Origin of the sequence: Nocardioides psychrotolerans (assembly GCF_900113685.1) — a bacterium.
GTDB classification, from domain to species: domain Bacteria; phylum Actinomycetota; class Actinomycetes; order Propionibacteriales; family Nocardioidaceae; genus Nocardioides; species Nocardioides psychrotolerans.
In genome coordinates this window covers 44302-62734 of the sequence record NZ_FOQG01000018.1, presented here as the reverse complement: position 1 = coordinate 62734, position 18433 = coordinate 44302, and the positions used below count along the sequence as shown (strand labels likewise).

The 18433-nt window shown below is 70.1% G+C and carries 20 protein-coding genes and 1 tRNA gene; 18 read left to right on the top strand and 3 right to left on the bottom strand.

Going from position 1 to position 18433, the window contains the following annotated elements; all coding sequences use genetic code 11:
• Nucleotides 1-32 precede the first annotated feature (32 nt).
• Complete coding sequence (locus BM204_RS22345; RefSeq protein WP_143099832.1) at nt 33-317, top strand: DUF1963 domain-containing protein; 285 nt, start codon at nt 33-35, stop codon at nt 315-317.
• On the opposite strand, the gene BM204_RS18345 is transcribed toward BM204_RS22345, so the two are convergent.
• From BM204_RS18345 to BM204_RS18335, 3 genes are all read right to left on the bottom strand, one after another.
• Nucleotides 301-1533, bottom strand: coding sequence for an HNH endonuclease signature motif containing protein (locus BM204_RS18345; RefSeq protein ID WP_091116403.1), 1233 nt, complete (start codon nt 1531-1533; stop codon nt 301-303). The genes BM204_RS22345 and BM204_RS18345 overlap by 17 nt on opposite strands.
• Nucleotides 1534-1788: 255 nt before the next feature.
• Nucleotides 1789-3225 carry a glycosyl hydrolase gene (locus BM204_RS18340; RefSeq protein ID WP_091116400.1) on the bottom strand — a complete coding sequence of 479 codons (1437 nt, stop codon included), beginning with the start codon at nt 3223-3225 and terminating at the stop codon, nt 1789-1791.
• Nucleotides 3226-3258: 33 nt separating this feature from the next.
• Nucleotides 3259-4500, bottom strand: coding sequence for a glycosyl hydrolase (locus tag BM204_RS18335; protein ID WP_170259237.1), 1242 nt, complete (start codon nt 4498-4500; stop codon nt 3259-3261).
• 530 nt (nt 4501-5030) lie between these two features.
• Here BM204_RS18335 and BM204_RS18330 point away from each other — a divergent pair.
• The 17 genes from BM204_RS18330 to BM204_RS18250 all read left to right on the top strand — a co-directional run bounded on the left by BM204_RS18330 (nt 5031) and on the right by BM204_RS18250 (nt 18261).
• Nucleotides 5031-5867, top strand: a complete 837-nt coding sequence (locus tag BM204_RS18330) for a ParA family protein (RefSeq protein WP_091116461.1) — start codon at nt 5031-5033, stop codon at nt 5865-5867.
• A 2-nt stretch (nt 5868-5869) separates the two neighbouring features.
• Complete coding sequence (locus tag BM204_RS18325) at nt 5870-6193, top strand: hypothetical protein (protein WP_305728404.1); 324 nt, start codon at nt 5870-5872, stop codon at nt 6191-6193.
• Nucleotides 6190-7068, top strand: coding sequence for a segregation and condensation protein A (locus BM204_RS18320; RefSeq protein ID WP_091116394.1), 879 nt, complete (start codon nt 6190-6192; stop codon nt 7066-7068). Before BM204_RS18325 ends, BM204_RS18320 begins: the two co-directional genes overlap by 4 nt.
• Nucleotides 7065-7841, top strand: coding sequence for an SMC-Scp complex subunit ScpB (gene scpB, locus BM204_RS18315; RefSeq protein WP_091116391.1), 777 nt, complete (start codon nt 7065-7067; stop codon nt 7839-7841). The genes BM204_RS18320 and scpB overlap by 4 nt, the downstream gene beginning before the upstream one ends.
• The gene (locus BM204_RS18310; protein WP_091116390.1) at nt 7838-8602 is read left to right on the top strand and encodes a pseudouridine synthase; all 765 of its coding nucleotides are present in this window, start codon (nt 7838-7840) and stop codon (nt 8600-8602) included. Before scpB ends, BM204_RS18310 begins: the two co-directional genes overlap by 4 nt.
• Before the next feature lie 21 nt (nt 8603-8623).
• A complete protein-coding gene (locus tag BM204_RS22340) occupies nt 8624-8824 on the top strand; it encodes a VOC family protein (RefSeq protein ID WP_143099831.1) in 201 nt (66 codons plus the stop codon).
• A gap of 105 nt (nt 8825-8929) precedes the next feature.
• Nucleotides 8930-9313, top strand: a complete 384-nt coding sequence (aroH, locus tag BM204_RS18305; protein ID WP_091116387.1) for a chorismate mutase — start codon at nt 8930-8932, stop codon at nt 9311-9313.
• Entirely contained in the window at nt 9306-10382 is a 1077-nt protein-coding gene (locus BM204_RS18300) for a prephenate dehydrogenase (RefSeq protein WP_091116386.1), read from the top strand. Before aroH ends, BM204_RS18300 begins: the two co-directional genes overlap by 8 nt.
• A gap of 41 nt (nt 10383-10423) precedes the next feature.
• A complete protein-coding gene (gene cmk / locus BM204_RS18295; RefSeq protein ID WP_307725915.1) occupies nt 10424-11068 on the top strand; it encodes a (d)CMP kinase in 645 nt (214 codons plus the stop codon).
• A complete protein-coding gene (locus tag BM204_RS18290; protein ID WP_091116381.1) occupies nt 11065-11814 on the top strand; it encodes a lysophospholipid acyltransferase family protein in 750 nt (249 codons plus the stop codon). The genes cmk and BM204_RS18290 overlap by 4 nt, the downstream gene beginning before the upstream one ends.
• Entirely contained in the window at nt 11811-13166 is a 1356-nt protein-coding gene (gene der / locus BM204_RS18285) for a ribosome biogenesis GTPase Der (RefSeq protein ID WP_246166417.1), read from the top strand. Before BM204_RS18290 ends, der begins: the two co-directional genes overlap by 4 nt.
• Before the next feature lie 19 nt (nt 13167-13185).
• Entirely contained in the window at nt 13186-14142 is a 957-nt protein-coding gene (locus BM204_RS18280; RefSeq protein WP_091116378.1) for a hypothetical protein, read from the top strand.
• 25 nt (nt 14143-14167) lie between these two features.
• Nucleotides 14168-14710 (top strand): DinB family protein, encoded by a 543-nt coding sequence (locus tag BM204_RS18275; protein WP_091116375.1) that lies wholly within the window; start codon nt 14168-14170, stop codon nt 14708-14710.
• Nucleotides 14711-14794: 84 nt separating this feature from the next.
• A tRNA-Pro gene (locus BM204_RS18270) sits at nt 14795-14868 on the top strand.
• A gap of 408 nt (nt 14869-15276) precedes the next feature.
• The gene (locus tag BM204_RS22335; protein WP_143099830.1) at nt 15277-16395 is read left to right on the top strand and encodes a hypothetical protein; all 1119 of its coding nucleotides are present in this window, start codon (nt 15277-15279) and stop codon (nt 16393-16395) included.
• 113 nt (nt 16396-16508) lie between these two features.
• Complete coding sequence (locus BM204_RS18255; RefSeq protein ID WP_091116367.1) at nt 16509-17525, top strand: ArsR family transcriptional regulator; 1017 nt, start codon at nt 16509-16511, stop codon at nt 17523-17525.
• A 25-nt stretch (nt 17526-17550) separates the two neighbouring features.
• Nucleotides 17551-18261: a prevent-host-death protein gene (locus tag BM204_RS18250; RefSeq protein WP_091116457.1), complete on the top strand. Its 711-nt coding sequence runs from the start codon at nt 17551-17553 to the stop codon at nt 18259-18261.
• Nucleotides 18262-18433 lie beyond the last annotated feature (172 nt).

Below are 18433 nucleotides of genomic sequence, written 5' to 3'. Positions count from 1 at the left end.
CGAGACCTGCCTCGGCGAGGCGACCTACGACGATGCTCACACCCGCCGAGGCACTCCGGTGGCGACCGCTCCTGCAGGTCGACAGCGACGACACCGCGGGCACCTCCTGGGGCGACGCCGGTTGTCTACTGATTGGTGCGCGCCGGTGCCTCGGACGAGGTGCGCGCGGCGGACGTCGCCTTCACCGGGCAGTGCGGCTGATCGTCTACTGCGTCGACCACGGGGTGCACCCGCAGGTCGAGCTCTTCGGAGTCCGGGAGTTCCGCCGCCGCGACCAGGATGCCGTGACGAGGGTGGTGCTCACTCGCGTCTGGTGAACGAGACCTTCCGGCTCGGGTGCTGTGTCATCGCGTAGGCCGGGTGGTGGGCGAGGTGGTGATCTCGTGAGCAGAGCAGCCGGCCGTCCTCGACGGAGGTGCCGCCGCCCCTGCTCCAGGGGGTGTCGTGGTGGGCCTCGCACCAGGCGGGTGGCCGGGTGCAGCCGATGGTGGTGCAGCCCTGGTCGCGGGTGGCCAGGGCGATGTGTTGTGTCGTGGTGTGGAACCGTCGTTTGCGGCCGATGTCGAGGACCTGGGAGGCACCGCCGAGGACGACGGGGATGACACCTGCCTTGCAGGCCAGCTGTCGGGCGAGGCCGGGGCTGATGATCGTGCCGGTGTCCAGGCTCGCGGCCTTGAGGTCACCCATCAGTGTGGCGATGTCCATGGTGACGACCACGGTCGCGCAGACACCGCCGGCGTCGGGGAGGCGGTCGGTCGGGAAGCGTTGGACGTATTCGCCGAACGCGCGCCCCATTCCTTCCGGGGATGCCCCGCCGCCGTCGCGCCGGGGGGAGGCCAATGCCTGCAACGCTGTCCTGAGCATGTCGGCCTCGTAGGTCGGCAGGGTGAACCGGCCGTAAGTCTTGCCGTGGCCGTCGTCGACCATCGTGAACCGCCGCCCCGCCTGGGCGGCGCGTTCTTCGGCGGCCAGCTCGTTGGCGAGCTGGGCTTCCCCGACCTCGGGGGCGACCACGTCGAGGACCCGTTTGCCCAGGATCCGCAACGCTTTCGCGTCATGGTGGGCCGCCTGGGCGAGCAGGTGCTCGCGGGCCTGGTCCCTGATCTGGGGGCCGACATCAGCGGGGAGTGCGTCGACCGCGTCGACCACGGCCCGGGCCTGGTCCGGGCGCAGGCCACCACCCGAGAGCGCTGCGCCGACCTCGGCGTGGCGGTCCTCGACCGCGACCGCGTGCTTGACCCGCCGGTGTGCCTCAACCGCGGTGGTGCGGGTTTCATGGGCCCACCACGCCGCGACCGACGTCGCACCGACCTCATCGGCCGCGCCGGTGCGCTGCGCGTGGGCGAGCAGGGTGATCTCGAGGGCCGCGACCTGGGAGGCGACCTCGGTCAGGTCGAGCACCGCCTGGCGGACCTCCGCATCGTGCATCGACCACACTGGCGCCTGGGCCAGCAGTGCGAGCCGGGTCTTGAGGTGCTCCAGGCCGACACTGATCGGGTGTCCCCGATCGACGTGCTGCCCGGTGCTGGTCATAGACCTATTGCATCAGGGACCACCGACACTCCGGCCTGCTCAGAGGTCGTCCATCTCGCCTTGTGAGACGTCAAGCGAAGAAAGTTTCGAAGCGACGCCGAGCCTGCTCCTCGCCGGGCTGGGTCGGCCGGCTCAACCACCGAGGGGCGGCGCTCGGCGTGCTCGACCACCGGAGACCCCGCCAGCTCGCATGCAACATCGCGCCGACTCGGCGTACGCCCTGCGACATCGCGCCGACTCGGCACCCGGGGCCTCTCAGCGCACCAGGCAGAGCCCGGTGAAGCACCCGCGCAGCCAGGCAGCGCCACCGCGCAACGAACCGATCTGCTTGGAACCGGCGAGTCGATCGTCCGGGTCGGGGTCGTCGAACCAGAGCATGGCCCAGGCGGGGACGATCCCGAGGCGTCGTACAGCGGCGGTGATGGTGGCAGGGTCCCAGGCGCCGTCGCGGCTGCCGTGGGGGCCGACCTCCGTCAACGCCATCCGGGGGACGTCGGGGGAGATGTCCTTGAAGCCGGTGAGGTCGAGCCGGTCGGCGCGGTGGTACGACGCCAAATGGGCGTCGCGGGGATAAGCGCCGGGCTCCGGGTCGTAGCTGTCGAGCCCGCCGAGGTCGACCTGGGCGGGCAGCCATGGGGACGGTGACCTGGTGAAGGTGGAGGCGTTCGCGGAGAAGCCCCACAGCACGTTGTGGACCCCGGCGAGGGCCGCGCGGGTCTGCAGGCGTGACCACAGCTGCTTGAAGACCGATGTCGAGGGCTGCGACCACCAGAACCAGGTGCCGTTGATCTCGTGGAAGGGACGGAAGACGACCGCGGTCGGTGGGTAGAGGCCGCCGTCGCCGCTCTGGAGACGCGCGAGCAGCGCCAGCTTGGTGTCGTAGTCGGCCCAGAAGGCCTGCGCCTGCCGGGTCGTGTCGTCGAGCAGCGCCGACATGGTGCGCCATCTGCGGTCGAAGGACCCGCCACCGGTGTGGGGGTTGGTGGCGTGCCAGGAGGCGGTGAGGACGGCGCCCTCGGACGCGAGGCGGAGCAGGTCGGCGACGACCGCGTCCTGGAAGGGGAACTCGTAACGGCCCGCCATGGCGAGCTCCTCGAGGTCGAAGCCGACGACCGGCACCGGCCGCGAGAGCGCGCGCAGCGGGGCGAGGTAGTCGGCCGTCGAGACGTTGAGCTGCTGCCCGACACCCATCAGCCTGGCGGTGCGCCACCGGTCGAGGCGGGCGGCGAGGCAGCGCGCCTCGGGGGTGGCCTGCGGGTCGACGACCTGCTTGTCGGCGCAGGTCGTCGGCGCGTGGACGGCCAAGGCGGCCGCCCGTGACGTCGCCGCGCGATAGCGGCCCTGCCTGGCCGCCAGCACGCGGAAGCTGCGTGCGGCGACGGAGGTGATCGTCAAGGGAAGGTAGGCGCGACCCTGCGGGTCGGACGCGACCGTGGCGAGGGTGTGCCAGGCGGAGCCCACCCGCTCCTGGAAGATCAGCCGGACCCCGTCACGGGCCGGGCGCGCCTGGGCGACGAGGCCGGTGGCGTCGCTTCGGCCGCTCGCCTCGTCGTAGGTGATGACGGGTGGTGCGAGCCGGACGGTCACCGTGGTGCGGACGGGGTCCGCGACGGCCGCGGGAGCCACGGACGGCAGCAGCGCCACCGACAGTAGGCTCGCCCAGCAGAGGACCAAGACCACGACGCGACGCATCCGTGCAGTCTGGCAGCCGGCAGGGCCTCGTGATCAGGAAAGTGGACAGAGCCCGTCAGTGCAGGAGTCCAGCCAGTCGCGACCGCCGCGCAGCGAGCTGATCTGCTTGGCACCGGTGTAGCCGTCGGCGCCGTCGCCGTCGTCGAACCACAGCAGGGCGTACGTCGGGCGCACCCCGACCGCGAGTGCGGAGCGGGCGATGACGGTGGGGTCCCAGTCGCCGTCGGTGCTCCCGTGAGGTCCGACCTCGGTGACGGCGGTGCGCGGGTGGTCGGCGGCGAGGTCGGCGAGGCCGTTCAGGTCGAGCGGGTCGGCCTGGCCGGAGCCGTCACCGACCGGGTCGTAGGAGTCGATGCCGACCAGGTCGACCGAGTCGGGCACCAACGTGAGGGGGTCGGTGATGCCGTCGTGGCTGGCCACGTTGGCCGACCAGCCCCAGACGATGTTGTGGACCCCGGCATCAGCGGCGCGCTCCTGCATCGCGGCCCACAGCGCCCGGTAGGTCTCCGGGTCGGGCTGACCCCACCAGAACCAGTCGCCGTTGGCCTCGTGGAGCGGGCGGAACAGCACCGCGGCCGGCTGGAGGAGCCCGTCGTCGCCGGATTGGAGTCGTCCCAGCAGCTCGAGCTTGGCGTCGTAGTCGGCCCAGAACGCCACCGCCTGCGGGGTCTCCGGCTGGAGCAGGGCGGCCAGGTCGGTCCACCGACGATCGCGCGCGTCGAGGCCGCTGTCGGGGTTGGGCGTGTGCCACGAGGCCGTCAGCACGACCCCGTCGGCCGCGAGCTGCAGCAGTCGCTGGACGGGCGGTTCGTAGAAGCCGAACCCCTCACCCTCCTCAAGCTCCTGCAGGTCGAAGCCGACCAGCGCGACCGAGCGCCCTCCGAGCTGGCGCAGCGGCGCCTGGTAGGCCTCGTTGGAGAGGTTGAGCTGTTGGCCCACGCCCATGAGCCCGTCGCGCTGCCAGCCGTCGAGCGCCTGGGCGAGGCAGCGGGCCTCGGGCGTGGCGTCCGCGTCGACCAGGGGGACGTCGGGCGTGCAGTCGGGGGTGGGGGTCACGGTGGTCGATGGTGTAGGCGCGGGCGAGGTCGGCTCCGGGGTCGGCTCCGGGGTGGGGGAGGGCGAGGGCAGCGGCGTGCCGGACGGGCTCGTGGACGCGGAGGGCTGGTCGTCGCCGTCGGAGCCGGTCAGCAGCGCCACGCTGCCGCCACCGAGGAGAACGGCGAGCACCAGGACGAGGGCGCCGAGCTCCAGGACCCGAGCTGCTCGTCGACGCACCCGACCAGTGTGACACCCGGTCCCCGCCCTCCACAGGAAAGTGCACAGGCCGCCGCCGCCTGTGTACGACGAGCGGTGACGAGTGCACAGGCAGGTGCTGGAAATCACCCCAGCCTGTGGGAACTCGACGCACTGTTGTCCCCTTGGGAGGACCGGACCTAGAGTCCGCGGCGAGTCGCCGCAATGTCGTCGTGTCGACATTGTGTGATGGGGGAGCACGACCCCCGGACCGGACCTAGGAGTGGCACATGAGCGACAACCAGATGTTCCCCGGATTCGGCGGGAGCTCCGCCCCCGCGATGCCGCCGAGGGCACCGGTCACTTCCCCACCTCTCGGAGATGACGTGTCTGACGTTCCCCTCAGCGACCCCCTGCCGTTCGAGAAGCCGATCCGGCGCGAGGATCTCCCCCAGGAGGAGACGCCCCGAGAAGAGACGCCCCGCGGTGGCGTGCCCGCGGTGGCGGCCAGCAACGAGGCGCCCTCCGTCGTGCGCGAGAGCGCGGCTGCGCCGTCCGACGGCCCCGTCGTGATGGGGCCGACCGGGCGTCCGATGCCGCACCTGCCCGAGCCCTCGGTGCTCACCAGCCACGGCAACGCCCGCGTGATCTCGATGTGCAACCAGAAGGGCGGGGTCGGCAAGACCACGACCACCATCAACCTGGGTGCTGCGCTCGCGGAGTACGGCCGCAAGGTCCTGCTCGTCGACTTCGACCCCCAGGGCTCGCTGTCGGTCGGTCTGGGCCTCAACCCGCACGAGATGGACCTGACGATCTACAACCTCCTGATGGAGCGCGACGTCAAGGTCGAGGACGTCGTCGTGCCCTCGGGCGTGCCCGGCATGGACCTGCTGCCCTCCAACATCGACCTGTCGGCCGCCGAGGTGCAGCTGGTGCACGAGGTGGCGCGCGAGCAGACCCTGCAGCGGGTGCTGGCCCCGGCCCTCGCGACCTACGACGTCATCCTCATCGACTGCCAGCCCTCCCTGGGGCTGCTGACCGTCAACGCCCTGACCGCCTCCCACGGCGTGATCGTCCCCCTGGAGTGCGAATACTTCGCGCTGCGCGGCGTGGCGCTGCTCAAGACGACGATCGACAAGGTCCGCGAGCGCCTCAACCCGCGCCTGGAGATCGACGGTGTGCTCGGCACGATGTTCGACGGCCGCACGCTGCACTCGCGCGAGGTCATGGACCGCCTCGTGCAGGCGTGGGGCGACAAGGTGTTCCACACCGTGATCCGTCGTACCGTGAAGTTCTCGGACTCGACCGTGGCCGGTGAGCCGATCACGACCTACGCCTCGTCGTCGGCCGGTGCCGACTCCTACCGACAGCTCTCCAAGGAGGTGGCGGCTCGGTGTCTCGACGTGTGAGCATGCCTGCGGCCGACGACCTCTTCCGACCCACCGCGTCGGTCCGTGCCGTCCCCGACGCGCCCGAGCCGGCCCAGCCGCCCCCGGCCGAGACGGCCGACCCCGCCAAGCCCAGCGGGCGGATCCGGCACGACGAGAAGATGACGGTCTACGTCACCTCCGACGAGCTGCTGCAGATCGAGCACGCCCGGCTCGCGCTGCGCGCCAGTCACGGCCTCGCCGTCGACCGTGGCCGCCTCGTGCGCGAGGCGGTGGCGCTGGTCCTGGCCGACTTCGACACCCACGGCGCCGACAGCGTGCTGGTGCGGCGGTTGACCGACGGATGACCAGCCTCGCCATCCCGGGCGAGACCGGTGAGAATCCGGGCTTCGAGCTCCGGCTCGACAACTTCGAGGGCCCCTTCGACCTGCTGCTGAGCCTGATCTCCAAGCACAAGCTGGACGTCACCGAGGTCGCGTTGGCGCAGGTGACAGGCGAGTTCATCACCTTCGTCAAGGTCGGCGGACCAGTCTGGGACCTCGAGCAGACCACGTCCTTCCTCCTGGTCGCCTCGACCCTGCTGGACCTCAAGGCCGCCCGGCTGCTGCCGCAGGGCGACGTGGAGGACGAGGAGGACCTCGCGCTGCTCGAGGCGCGGGACCTGCTCTTCGCCCGGCTCATGCAATACAAGGCGTTCAAGCAGGTAGCGAGCTTCCTCGCGGTCCGCCTGGCCGAGGAGGCACGCCGCTACCCGCGCGCGGTCGGCCTCGAGGAGCGCTACGCCACGCTGCTGCCCGAGGTGCTGATCGGCATCGGGCTGGACCACTTCGCCCAGCTCGCCGCCAAGGCCCTCGAGCCCAAGCCGGTGCTCGAGGTGTCGCTCCAGCACATCCACGCCGCCAAGGTCAGCGTGCGCGAGCAGGGCGCGATCGTCATGGACCGGCTGCGGCGCTCCGGCACCCTCACCTTCCGGTCCCTGTGCGGAGACTCGCCCGACCGGCTCACCACGGTGGCCCGCTTCCTGTCGCTGCTCGAGCTCTTCCGCGAGGGGGCAGTCTCCTTCGAACAGGTCACCGCGCTGGGCGAGCTGACCATCCGCTGGACCGGCAGCGACGACGAGATCGAGATCAGCGACGAGTTCGACGGCGCGACGCCCGAGGCCGACACCCCTGCTGAGACGCCCGACGTGCCAGACGGGCCCGACGACGAGGAGACCCCATGACCGAGCCCACGTCTGACCCGACGGACACCACTGACGACGGCGAGCTGCTCGCCGTACCCGTGGCGGAGCTGCGGCCCTCGCTCGAGGCGGTGCTGATGATCTCCGACCAGGCGCTCGACGACGTCAGCCTTGCCTCGGCCGTGGGATATCCCGCCGACGAGGTGACCGCGGCGCTGCACGCGCTGGCCGCGGAGTACACCGAGCAGGGCCGAGGCTTCGAGCTGCGCAACGTCGGGGGCGGGTGGCGGTTCTACTCGCGCGACGCCTACGCCGCTGTGGTGGAGGCGTTCGTGCTCGAGGGTCAGCAGGCGCGGCTCACCCATGCGGCGCTGGAGACCCTCGCGGTCGTGGCCTACAAGCAGCCGGTCTCGCGCGCCCGGGTCTCTGCGATCCGGGGCGTCAACGTCGATGGCGTCATGCGCACGCTGATCTCGCGTGGCCTGGTCGAGGAGGCCGGGCAGGACGGCGAGACGGGGGCCAACCTGTTCCGCACGTCGACCTACTTCCTCGAGCGGATCGGCGTGACCTCGCTCCAGGACCTGCCCGAGCTCGCGCCCTACCTGCCCGACCTCGACGACCTCGAGGACGAGCTCGCGGAGATGGCCGCCTCCCAGATGCCGCACGAGAGCGCGGCGGGCTCCGCCGGCGAGGCTGCGGCCGGCGAGGCTGCGGCCGGCGAGGCTGCGGCCGTTGGGCTCGCTTCAGTCGAGGCCGCTGCGCCTGCCGACTCGGCGGTGCCGGAGGATGGCGCTGTGACCGAGGACCAGCCATGAGCCGTGAGATCGCCACCGACGAGGACGGCCTGATCCGCTTGCAGAAGCTGCTCGCGCAGTCGGGCGTCGCGTCGCGTCGCAAGTGCGAGGAGCTGATGCTCGACGGTGAGGTCGTCGTCGACGGCGAGACCATCACCCGCCTCGGCACCAAGGTCGATCCCCGCACCGCGGTGATCCGCGTCGGTGGCAAGCGTCTGCCGCCGATCTCCGAGCTGGTCTACCTCGTGCTCAACAAGCCCCGGGGCGTCGTGTCGACGATGTCCGACCCCGAGGGGCGGCGCACGATCACCGACGTCGTAGCTCACCGGTCCGAGCGGCTCTTCCACGTTGGCCGGCTCGACACCGACACCTCCGGCCTGCTGCTGCTCACCAACGACGGCGACTTCGCGCAACGCATGGCCCACCCGTCCTACGAGGTCGACAAGACCTACGTCGCCGAGGTCGACGGCGAGGTCACCAAGGCGACCGTGGCCGAGCTGCTCGATGGCGTCACGCTCGACGACGGCCCCGTGACCGTGACCGCGGCCAGGGTCATCAGCGTCTCCGGGCGCGGTCGCGGCGCGAAGTCGATCGTCGAGCTGGTCATCCACGAGGGCCGCAACCGCATCGTGCGCCGCCTGCTCGAGCTGCTCGGTCACCCCGTGCGCCGGCTGACCCGCACCGCCATCGGCCCGGTCCAGCTGGCTCAGCTGCCCAGCGGCGGCCTGCGCGACCTCACGAACGACGAGCTCGGCGAGCTGCTCGACAACGCCCAGCTCTGATCCGGGCTGCAGCGGTCGTGGGTGCCTCCGGGCTCGTGCTCCCGCGCTGCGGCCTTACGTCGCGAGCCTGACGGCCTACGACGTATCGGGTGCTGCTGGGCCGACGTCGCCGGCGCCGCGATGCAGGGCGGCCTGGTCGACCAGGACTACGGCGGTCGGGGCGGCGGCGTCGCCGATCTCGAGGGCGACCACGGGTCCTTCGGCGACTACCAGCCCGCCTGACGGCGCCCTTCCCAGCGATCCCTGCCCGGGCACTAGCCTTGCCCGCGACCCCAGATGGCCCGACATGGCCCGAGACGGCCCGAGGATGCGAGACGAGGAACAGACGTGGCAGTGCGAGCGGTGCGGGGAGCGACCCAGCTCGACGAGGACGTGCGCGAGCAGATGCTCGAGCGGGTGGCCGAGATGGTCACGGACGTGATGACCTCCAACGGCCTCGAGGTCGACGACTTCATCTCGGTGATCTTCACCGCCACCAGTGACCTGGTCTCCGAGTTCCCCGCCTACGCCGCCCGCGGACTGGGCTTCGGCGAGGTGCCGCTGATCTGCGCGCGCGAGCTCGAGATCGAGGGCTCCATGCCCCGCGTGGTCCGGATGATGGCCCACGTCGAGACCGACCTGCCGCGCGCGGACATCACCCACGTCTACCTCCACGGCGCGGCCGCGCTGCGCTCCGACCTCACCCGGGTCAGGTCCGTCCCGGATGAGTGACACCCCGGTGAGGGAGTCGCTCGTCGGGCCGGTCGAGATCGTCGGGGTCGGCCTGATCGGCACCTCCATCGGCCTGGCCTGCCGCCGCGCGGGCCTCGAGGTGCTGCTGACCGATCCCTCCGACGACCACCTACGCACCGCCTCGGGGCTGGGAGCCGGCCGCGTCAGCACTCCGGCAGACCGACCTCAGCTCGTCGTGGTCGCCGTACCCCCCGACCACCTGGGCGCGCAGATCGCCCGGGCCCTCGACTCCGGCGCCTTCGTCACCGACGTCGGCAGCGTCAAGGCCGGCCCACTGGCGGCGGTCGCCGACCACCGCACCGTCGAGCGGTACGTCGGAGGGCACCCGATGGCGGGCAGCGAACGCTCCGGCCCCCTGGCCGCCAGCGCATCGCTCTTCGACGGGCGCCCCTGGGCGGTCACCGCCCACGCCACTGCCGACCCACGAGCGGTGGACCTCGTGGAGGCCCTGGCAGCACTCTGCGGCGCCGTACCCGTCCGACTCACCCCCGACGAGCACGACAAGGCCGTCGCCCGCACCTCCCACCTCCCGCACCTGATGGCCGCGCTCGCCGCAGGCGCCCTTCTCGACGCCCCGAGCGACCACCTCGCCCTCTCCGGGCAGGGCGTGCGCGACGTCACTCGGGTCGCCGCGGGCGACCCCCGCCTCTACGGCCAGATCGTGTCGGCCAACGCCACCGCGGTCGCAGCACTGCTCACCAGTGTGCGCGGGAGGCTGGACACGCTGATCGAGGCGCTCGGTGCGGGTGACCGGAGCGGTCTCGAGGCCGTCCTGAGCCAGGGCGTGGCCGGCACGCAGGCGATCCCGGGCAAGCACGGCGGCCCGGCCCTGCCCAGCGGCAGGGTCTTCGTCGCGGTGCCCGACCACCCGGGCGAGCTCGCGCGGCTCTTCGCCGACGCCGGCGCCAGCGAGGTCAACATCGAGGACGTCCGCATCGACCACGACCCCGGCCGACGCGTCGGGCTGGTCGAGCTGGTCGTCGACGTGGACCGGATCGACCACCTGCTCGCCTCTCTCGAATCCCGGGGATGGGTGACTCACCGGTAGGGTCCCCTCCCGTGGTGAGCAGTGCTGGGTCTCGTGTGGTGGTGGCTGTCGACGGGACCTCCGGGTCAGGCAAGTCGAGCACCTGCCGCGGCGTCGCGACCCGTTTGGGTCTGCGCTACCTCGACACCGGCGCCCAGTTCCGCGCGATCACCTGGTGGCTGCTGCGCGAGGGTGTCGACGTCCACGACGCCGAGGCCGTCGCTGCCCGTTGTGACGAGGCTCCGATCCTCTCCGGCACCGACCCGACCGGTCCCACGATCCAGATCGACGGCGTCGACGTGGCCGTCGCGATCCGCAGCGACGAGGTCACCCGCAACGTCTCGCCCGTGAGCACCGTCTCGGCTGTCCGGGCGCGCCTGTTGGAGCTCCAGCGAGGCATCATCGACGGCGGCGGCATCGTCGTCGAGGGCCGCGACATCGGCTCGGTCGTGTGGCCCCAGGCCGAGATCAAGCTCTACCTCACCGCCGACACCGAGGCCCGCGCCCTGCGTCGCGCCGCTGAGCAGGGTGGCTCCGACGTGGCCGCCACCGCGCAGGTCCTCGCCGAGCGCGACCGCATCGACTCCGGGCGCACCACCGCCCCCCTGGTCAGGGCCGACGGTGCCGTCCACGTCGACACCACGCCGTACTCCCTCGAGGAGGTCATCGACCTCGTCGTCGGACTGGTCCTCGAGGCCGGGCCATGAACGTCCACGACGCCCTGCCGCGCACGACCACGACGCCCTACCCGCCGACCTGGATGCTGAACCGCCTGCGGCCGTTGTCGCGCTGGCTCATCCGTCGTCGGTACGACGTGCAGGTGCACGGCGCCGAGTGGGTCCCGGCCACGGGTCCGGTGATCTTCGCCGCCAACCACATCGGCGTGATCGACGGACCGCTGCTCGCGGTCTACGCCCCGAGGACGTTGCACGCGCTGACCAAGATCGAGATGTTCTCCGGACGGCTCGGCTGGTTCCTGCGACACACCGGCCAGATCCCCCTCGACCGGGACTCGACCGACCCGCGCGCGGTGAAGCTGGCCCTGCGGGTGCTGCGCGACGGAGGAGCCGTCGGGATCTTCCCCGAGGGCCACCGCGGCGCCGGCGAGCTCGAGCGCTTCCACCGGGGTGCGGCCTACCTCGCGCTGGTCACCGGCGCGCCGATCGTCCCGGTCAGCATGATCGGCACCCGCGATCCGGGCGGCCACACCGGCTCGATCCCGCCGCGCGGTCGCTGCCTGGAGCTGGTCTTCGCGGCGCCGTACTCCTTCGACCCGACCCCCTGGCCCCGCCGACGCGACGACGTCGAGCAGGCCTCCCTCGAGCTGCGCGAGCGCATGCTCCATGATCTACGTGAGGCGCTGGCGGCCACCGGCCGCAGCCTCCCGGGCCCGCTCCCAGCCGGCGAGCAGCTGCCCGACCCCTCCGGTGGCGTGACAGGAACGACGACGTGAGCGAGACGCTGGAGCCCGACGAGACGACGACGGACGGGCCGGTGCCCATCCTGGCGGTGGTGGGCCGGCCCAACGTGGGCAAGTCGACCCTGGTCAACCGGATCATCGGCCGCCGCGAGGCGGTCGTGGAGGACGTGCCGGGCGTGACCCGCGACCGCGTCTCCTACGACGCCAACTGGAACGGTCGCGCCTTCACGGTGGTCGACACCGGCGGCTGGGATCCCGACGCCAAGGGCCTGGCGCTCAGCATCTCCGCCCAGGCCGAGATCGCCGTGACCCTGGCCGACGCGGTCCTCTTCGTCGTCGACGCCGGGGTCGGCATCACCGACTCCGACGAGGCGGTCGTCAAGATCCTGCGCAAGTCCGGCAAGCCGGTCGTGCTGGCCGCCAACAAGGTCGACGACCAGCGCACCGAGGCCGAGGCCTACGGGCTCTGGAACCTCGGGCTCGGCGAGCCCTACCCCGTTTCCGCGCTGCACGGGCGCGGGTCGGGCGACATGCTCGACGCCGTCCTCGCGGCGCTGCCGGAGCCCCCGCCCGAGCGCATCGGCGAGATGGGTGGCCCGCGGCGCATCGCGATCGTCGGCAAGCCCAACGTCGGCAAGTCCTCGCTGCTCAACCGCCTGGCCGGGGAGAACCGCGTGGTCGTCGACAACGTTGCCGGCACCACCGTCGACCCCGTCGACGAGCTGATCGAGCTCGGCGGCCAGACCTGGCGCTTCATCGACACCGCCGGCATCCGCAAGCGGGTCAAGGAGGCGTCGGGCCACGAGTACTACGCCTCCCTCCGCACGACGACCGCCATCGACCGCGCGGAGCTCGCGGTCCTCGTCGTCGACGGTGGGCAGTCGTTGTCCGAGCAGGACATCCGGATCATCCAGACCATCCGTGACGCCGGTCGCGCGCTGGTCATCGCGTTCAACAAGTGGGACCTGGTCGATGAGGAGCGCCGCTACTACCTCGAGCGCGAGATCGAGCGTGACCTCGTGCAGGTGCAGTGGGCACCGCGGATCAACATCACCGCGCGCACCGGCTGGCACGTCGACCGACTGGTCCCCGCGATCGAGAAGGCGCTGGCCGGCTGGGAGACCCGCATCTCCACCGGCACGCTCAACGCGTTCCTGGGTCGCCTGGTCGCCGAGCACCCGCACCCGGTGCGCAGCGGCAAGCAGCCCAAGATCCTTTTCGGCACCCAGGCGACAACGGCGCCGCCAACCTTCATCCTGTTCACGAGCGGCAAGCTGGATGCGGGCTACGAGCGCTACATCGAGCGGCGGCTGCGCGAGGAGTTCGGCTTCGCCGGCACGCCGATCATCCTGCAGCAGCGGCCCCGCGAGAAGCGCAAGCGGTAGTCCCCGACGGGAGTGCGTCATGAGGGTCCGGATCGCCACGGCTGTGGGGGTGCTCGCCCTCGTGGCGCTCGTGCCGTCGGCGGCCGCCACCCCGATCGCCTCGACGGCGTGCTCGGAGCTCCCTGCCGACAACTGGTGGCACGCCGACGTCTCGTCGCTGCCGGTGCACGCGCGGAGCCAGCAGTGGCTCTCGCACATGTCCACCGCCTCGGACCTGCACCCGGACTTCGGCCCGTCCTTCGGCGACGGTCCGGACTACGGCATCCCGATCACCGTCGTCCGGTCGAGCCACGCCACGGTGCCCGTGCGGTTCACGTACGCCGCCGAGTCCGACCGAGTGCGCTACCCGCTGGGCCCGGACACCCGCATCGAGGGGGGCCGGTCCTCCGATGGCGACCGGCACGCGATCATCGTCGACCGCGGCCGCTGCCGGCTCTACGAGACGTATGACACCCGGCTGCGCGACGGACGGTGGCGAGCCGGGTCCGGGGCCGTGTGGTCGTTGCGCAGCAACGCCTTGCGTCCGGACGGCTGGACGTCGGCCGACGCCGCGGGCCTGCCGATCCTCCCGGGGCTCCTGCGGTGGAACGAGGTCCGCGACGACGACATCGACCACGCGATCCGCTTCACGACCGACGTCACCAGCACGCACCACCTGTGGCCGGCGCGCCACGACGCCGGCTCCCGCACCAGCCTGGCCTACCCGCCCATGGGCGCCCGGTTCCGCCTCCGCGCGAGCTGGTCGGCGGCCGGCCTGTCGTCTTACGCCCGGAGGGTGGTGGGCGCGATGAAGACCTACGGCCTGGTGCTCGCCGACAACGGCTCGCCGTGGTTCTTCCAGGGCGAGCAGCACGCCGCTTGGCCCGAGGAGCTGATCGAGGACCTGAAGACGATCCCGGCCTCCGCCTTCGTCGCCGTCGACATCTCCTCGCTGCAGGTGTCGGAGAACTCGGGCGCCATTCAGGACAGGAACTGACCGCATTCATCCCTAGGGTCGACGCATGACGACGAACACCGAGACCACGGCCGCGACGACGACGGGCGAGCGGGCCGACCTGCTCGACTCCCTCCACAAGCACCGCGGCCTCTTCCGGCACACCGTGCAGGGCCTGAGCGACGAGCAGGCGGGCCTGAGCCCCACCGCCAGCAGCCTGTGCCTGGGTGGCCTGGTCAAGCACGTGACCTCCACCGAGCGCGAGTGGGCCACGTTCGTGCTCGAGGGGCCGGTCGAGCAGGACGCCGTCGACTGGAGCAACCCGCCGCCGGAGTTCCAGGCCTACCAGGACGGCTTCAGGATGCTGGAGGGCGAGACCCTCGCGGGCGTTCTGGCGGCGTACGACGAGAGCGCTGCCGCCACCGACGAGCTCGTGCGCACCGCGGACCTCGACGGCCGCCAGCCGCTGCCCGCGGCCCCGTGGTTCGAGCCCGGCGCCAGCTGGTCAGCGCGCCGCGTCTTCCTGCACCTGGTCGCGGAGACCGCCCAGCACGCTGGCCACGCCGACATCCTGCGCGAGAGCATCGACGGTCAGAAGTCGATGGGGTGAGCCCGATTCCCGGGTGCGTGCTGCCCTGTTGTAGGGTTCACGCGCTTGGGAAACGGCCGGTCTGACCGGCCTCGACCGGGCGTTCGGGCTGTGGCGCAGCTTGGTAGCGCACTTGACTGGGGGTCAAGGGGTCGCAGGTTCAAATCCTGTCAGCCCGACCGAAAGACGCAGGTCAGAGGGGGTGTGGTCCATAGGGCCACACCTCCTTAGACCGCCCGGGGTGTCAACGGGGTGTCAAACCTCCGGCGTGGCGCGAACCTCAAGCCCCCGGTTGGCCAGGGCGCGGGCCGAATGTTTGTGTGTCTCGTCAGGCCAGTCTCGCTCAGGGCATCCGTCGGCGATCCAAGTGAGGATCGCTCGCTGGCGATGATTGACGTCCCTGTGTGACATGGGGCAATCCGATCAGATGCCCGACGACCACATCCGAGGGGCATCGTCATCGCGAGCAGACGCTGGCTCCCCAGCGAAAGTCACCGCAAGAAGTACGACTGGGTGCGTTCGGATCGTCACGCAAGGTTCACCTTGCGCCCGTTGCCGCCGCGTGGCGACGAATCGAGCATCGAGACATGGCCACCGAGTTGGATACGCAGGTGCTGGCGGACGGCGTCTTCAGCGACGGTGAACGCTTGTGGCGCGCAAAGCCGGGTGCAACGTCCACGTTCGAGGAGAACGTCGCGGCGCGGGCGTTGTTCATCGATCTACACCAGGATGAGTTCTGGAATCCCTGGCGGTTCGAAGAGCAAGCCGCCGAGTTGGAGCGAACTCAGCGGGTGATGCAGGAGTGGGAGCGCGCCGAGCCCAACTTCAAATGCAAGACCAAACGTCAGCTTGATGCGCAGATGGCGCGCTGGGATCGGGACTTCCAACGCAAGCAGGAGCGTCGCGAGCTTGACCGGCAGGAACATCTGAAACGCTTCGATCCAGCTCGCGAGCAGGCCCGCCTCGAACTGCTCGAGCAGCAGTGCGTGCTCACGCACAAACTGGAGGAAGTTGCCCGGCTCAGGAGTGGTGATCGCTTCCCTGCAATGCCTGCCAACCGGCGCGCCGAACAGGTGGCCGAACTGGACAGGGATATCGAACGCCATCGAGCGGCCGTCGATCGGCTCACCCCAGTCGTGGGTGATCCCGAGGACGTGCCCGATCAGCACGGCTATCTGCCACGAGATCGCCGGCACTCGACCTTCTACTTCTACCGCGAGCGCCGCATCACCGAGGTGCAAGAGATTCGCGAGCGGCTGTCGGAACTTGAAACACAACTCAAAGCGACAGTCGACAAGGCCGAGCGCTCCAAGTTGCGCACCGAGCGAGACATCAAGAAGTGGCGTCTCGAGAAACTGCTGGCCGTTCCTCGACTTGAGGCGGAGGACATGTGTGCCGATTGCGCCACCCCTGCCAACAAGCACGGCTACGTGAGCCCGCCTTTCGACTTTCCCTGCCCCGCCTGGCCGGGGCAAAGGGCGATCCACGAGAAGACGATGAAACTTTTCGAGTCTTTCCAGCGTCGCCGCGACGCCGAAGGATCTGAAGCGACTCCCGCGCCGAAGCCCGAGCCTCTCGCCATCGTGCCGTCTGGGCTCCCGATCACGGAGGTCGTGCAGCGCCTCCAAGAACTTCAGGTGCAGCACCCGGATGCCGAGGTCCGGCGCGGTCGCGCGAACCGCTGGGAGCTGTGGCCAGCGAAGTAGCGGCTGGCTGCGTCGGCACCGACCGTCTTTGGCCGAAGCCACGCGGCGAGTGAATCGATCGGCGTTCGGTGTTCGGTATTGACCGAACGCCGAACACTTGAAACAATGAAGCCATGAACCTCGAAGCACTTGTCGTCGACGCCTTCGCCCAACTGGAGATCGATGCCCAGCGACCCGCAGGCGCTTCCGACGGTGTCGATGTCGTACTTGACTTGGTCGGGGTTCGCACGGTCCTTCAGGTCAAGCGCCGGGCTTTGGTGACGGATGAGGTCGCTGAGCGACTCATAAGGGAGCCCGTGCCTGCCGATGCTCACCTCTTCGTGGTCGGTGATCGGGTCACCGGCGCTGCGCGGCGACTTCTGACGGCCCGTGGTGGGGGTTACTACGACCTGCGTGGACGGCTGGGACTACGGACCGATCGGATCGTGATCGATGCTGAGGTCGAACCAATCAAGGGACGCAGCGAGCGGAGTCAAGCGCTGGCCGGCAAGGTGGGGCTGGAGGTGGCAACGGCACTTCTCATGGACCCCAATCGCGCGGGCGCGGTGCGTGAATTGGCCCGAGAGCTCGGCCGCTCAGCGAGTACCGTCTCGGACGTCTTGGCTGCGCTCCGGAACGCGGGCCTGCTGGATTCCGACAACGTTGTTCACGGCAGCGAACTGTTTTGGCAGGTCGCCGAACGTTGGGGGAGTCCACGTACATATCTGGCGTCGATGCCGAACCCGGGAACGGACAACGATCCGCTCCAGCCGCTCGGGCTTAACCGTTTCGATGTTGGCAACGAAACGGGTTGGGCTTTGACCGACTCCGTTGCGGCTGCGGTCTATGGCGCACCGATGGCCGTCCAGTCAGGACAGCTCCAGGACTTCTTCGTACCCGACGAATCGATCGTCCGTCGAGCGGTCACGCTGCTGGGCGCGGTCGCCCCCGGCTCCCAGGCCCGCTGCTCGGTGAGGGTTGCCCCCGTCCCGGCGGTCTGCTCACTCAGGGTGGACGTCGACACCAATCCGACCGAATGGCCGCTCGCGCACCCGCTCTTCGTTGCCCTCGACCTCGCTCAAGACATCGGGCGAGGTCGCGAAATCCTCGAGGCCTGGACTCCGGAAGCGAGGTGGGCACGTGTCTGGTGATCGAGTCACGTTTGTGGGTGACGCGATGGCCGCGGTCGTCCAAGGAGTCAGCGAAGTGCGGAGGTTGCTCGGCGAGCCGCCCGTCATCGTCGGCGGACTTGCCGTGCTAGCCAGACTGTCGATCCCCTACAGGGCAACCGTTGATCTCGACATCGTCGACCGCCTCTCCGGCAACGTTCCTCACCTCGAAGTGCTCCGAGCGTCAGGTGATGCGGAGTCGGTTGAGCCGGCAGCGGTGTTGCTGCCGACGCCCTACGGGCAGGTCAAGGTCGATGTCCTCGAAGTGCGGCAGGTCGAACTGGACGAACCAAGTGACGACCCGGGTGACCGCCTACACGCGTCCGCCCATGCGTGGGCGAACGACACGGCCACCGACGTGGTCCGATCCAACGGTGAGCGGATCGAAGTCACGACCCCTGTCGCGGAGCCTGGCCCGCTGATCGCGATGAAACTCCAAGCGGTGATGAACCGATCAGTCGCGAAGCAAGGAACTGACCTTCTCGACATCGTGCGGCTGATGCTCGATGCGGGTGCGCGACCCATCGCGCTACGCCAGATCGGCGCGGTCGCAACACCCGTGGCGGCTGATATCGCGCTTCACGTCGACCTGTGGTTCGTCCGCCGGCGCGACCTCGTGCTCCGCTCGATCCATGGAGTTGGCGGTGGCGAGATCACCCTCGACGACCTCGCCCTTGTCGCCGAGCTCCTGATCGCAGCCTCAACTCGGGAGCAGTGACGAGACTTGAGAACTCTCCATTTACTCTCCAGAAACCATCGGCAAATGACCCCAAACGATCCGCTACGATGAGGGCAAGCAGGTTGCTCAATCCCTTGAAATCACGAGGGAATCCGCAAATTTTCCGGAATCAGAGTCCTTGAAAAAGTAGGCCCGATCCCTCCAAGGGGTC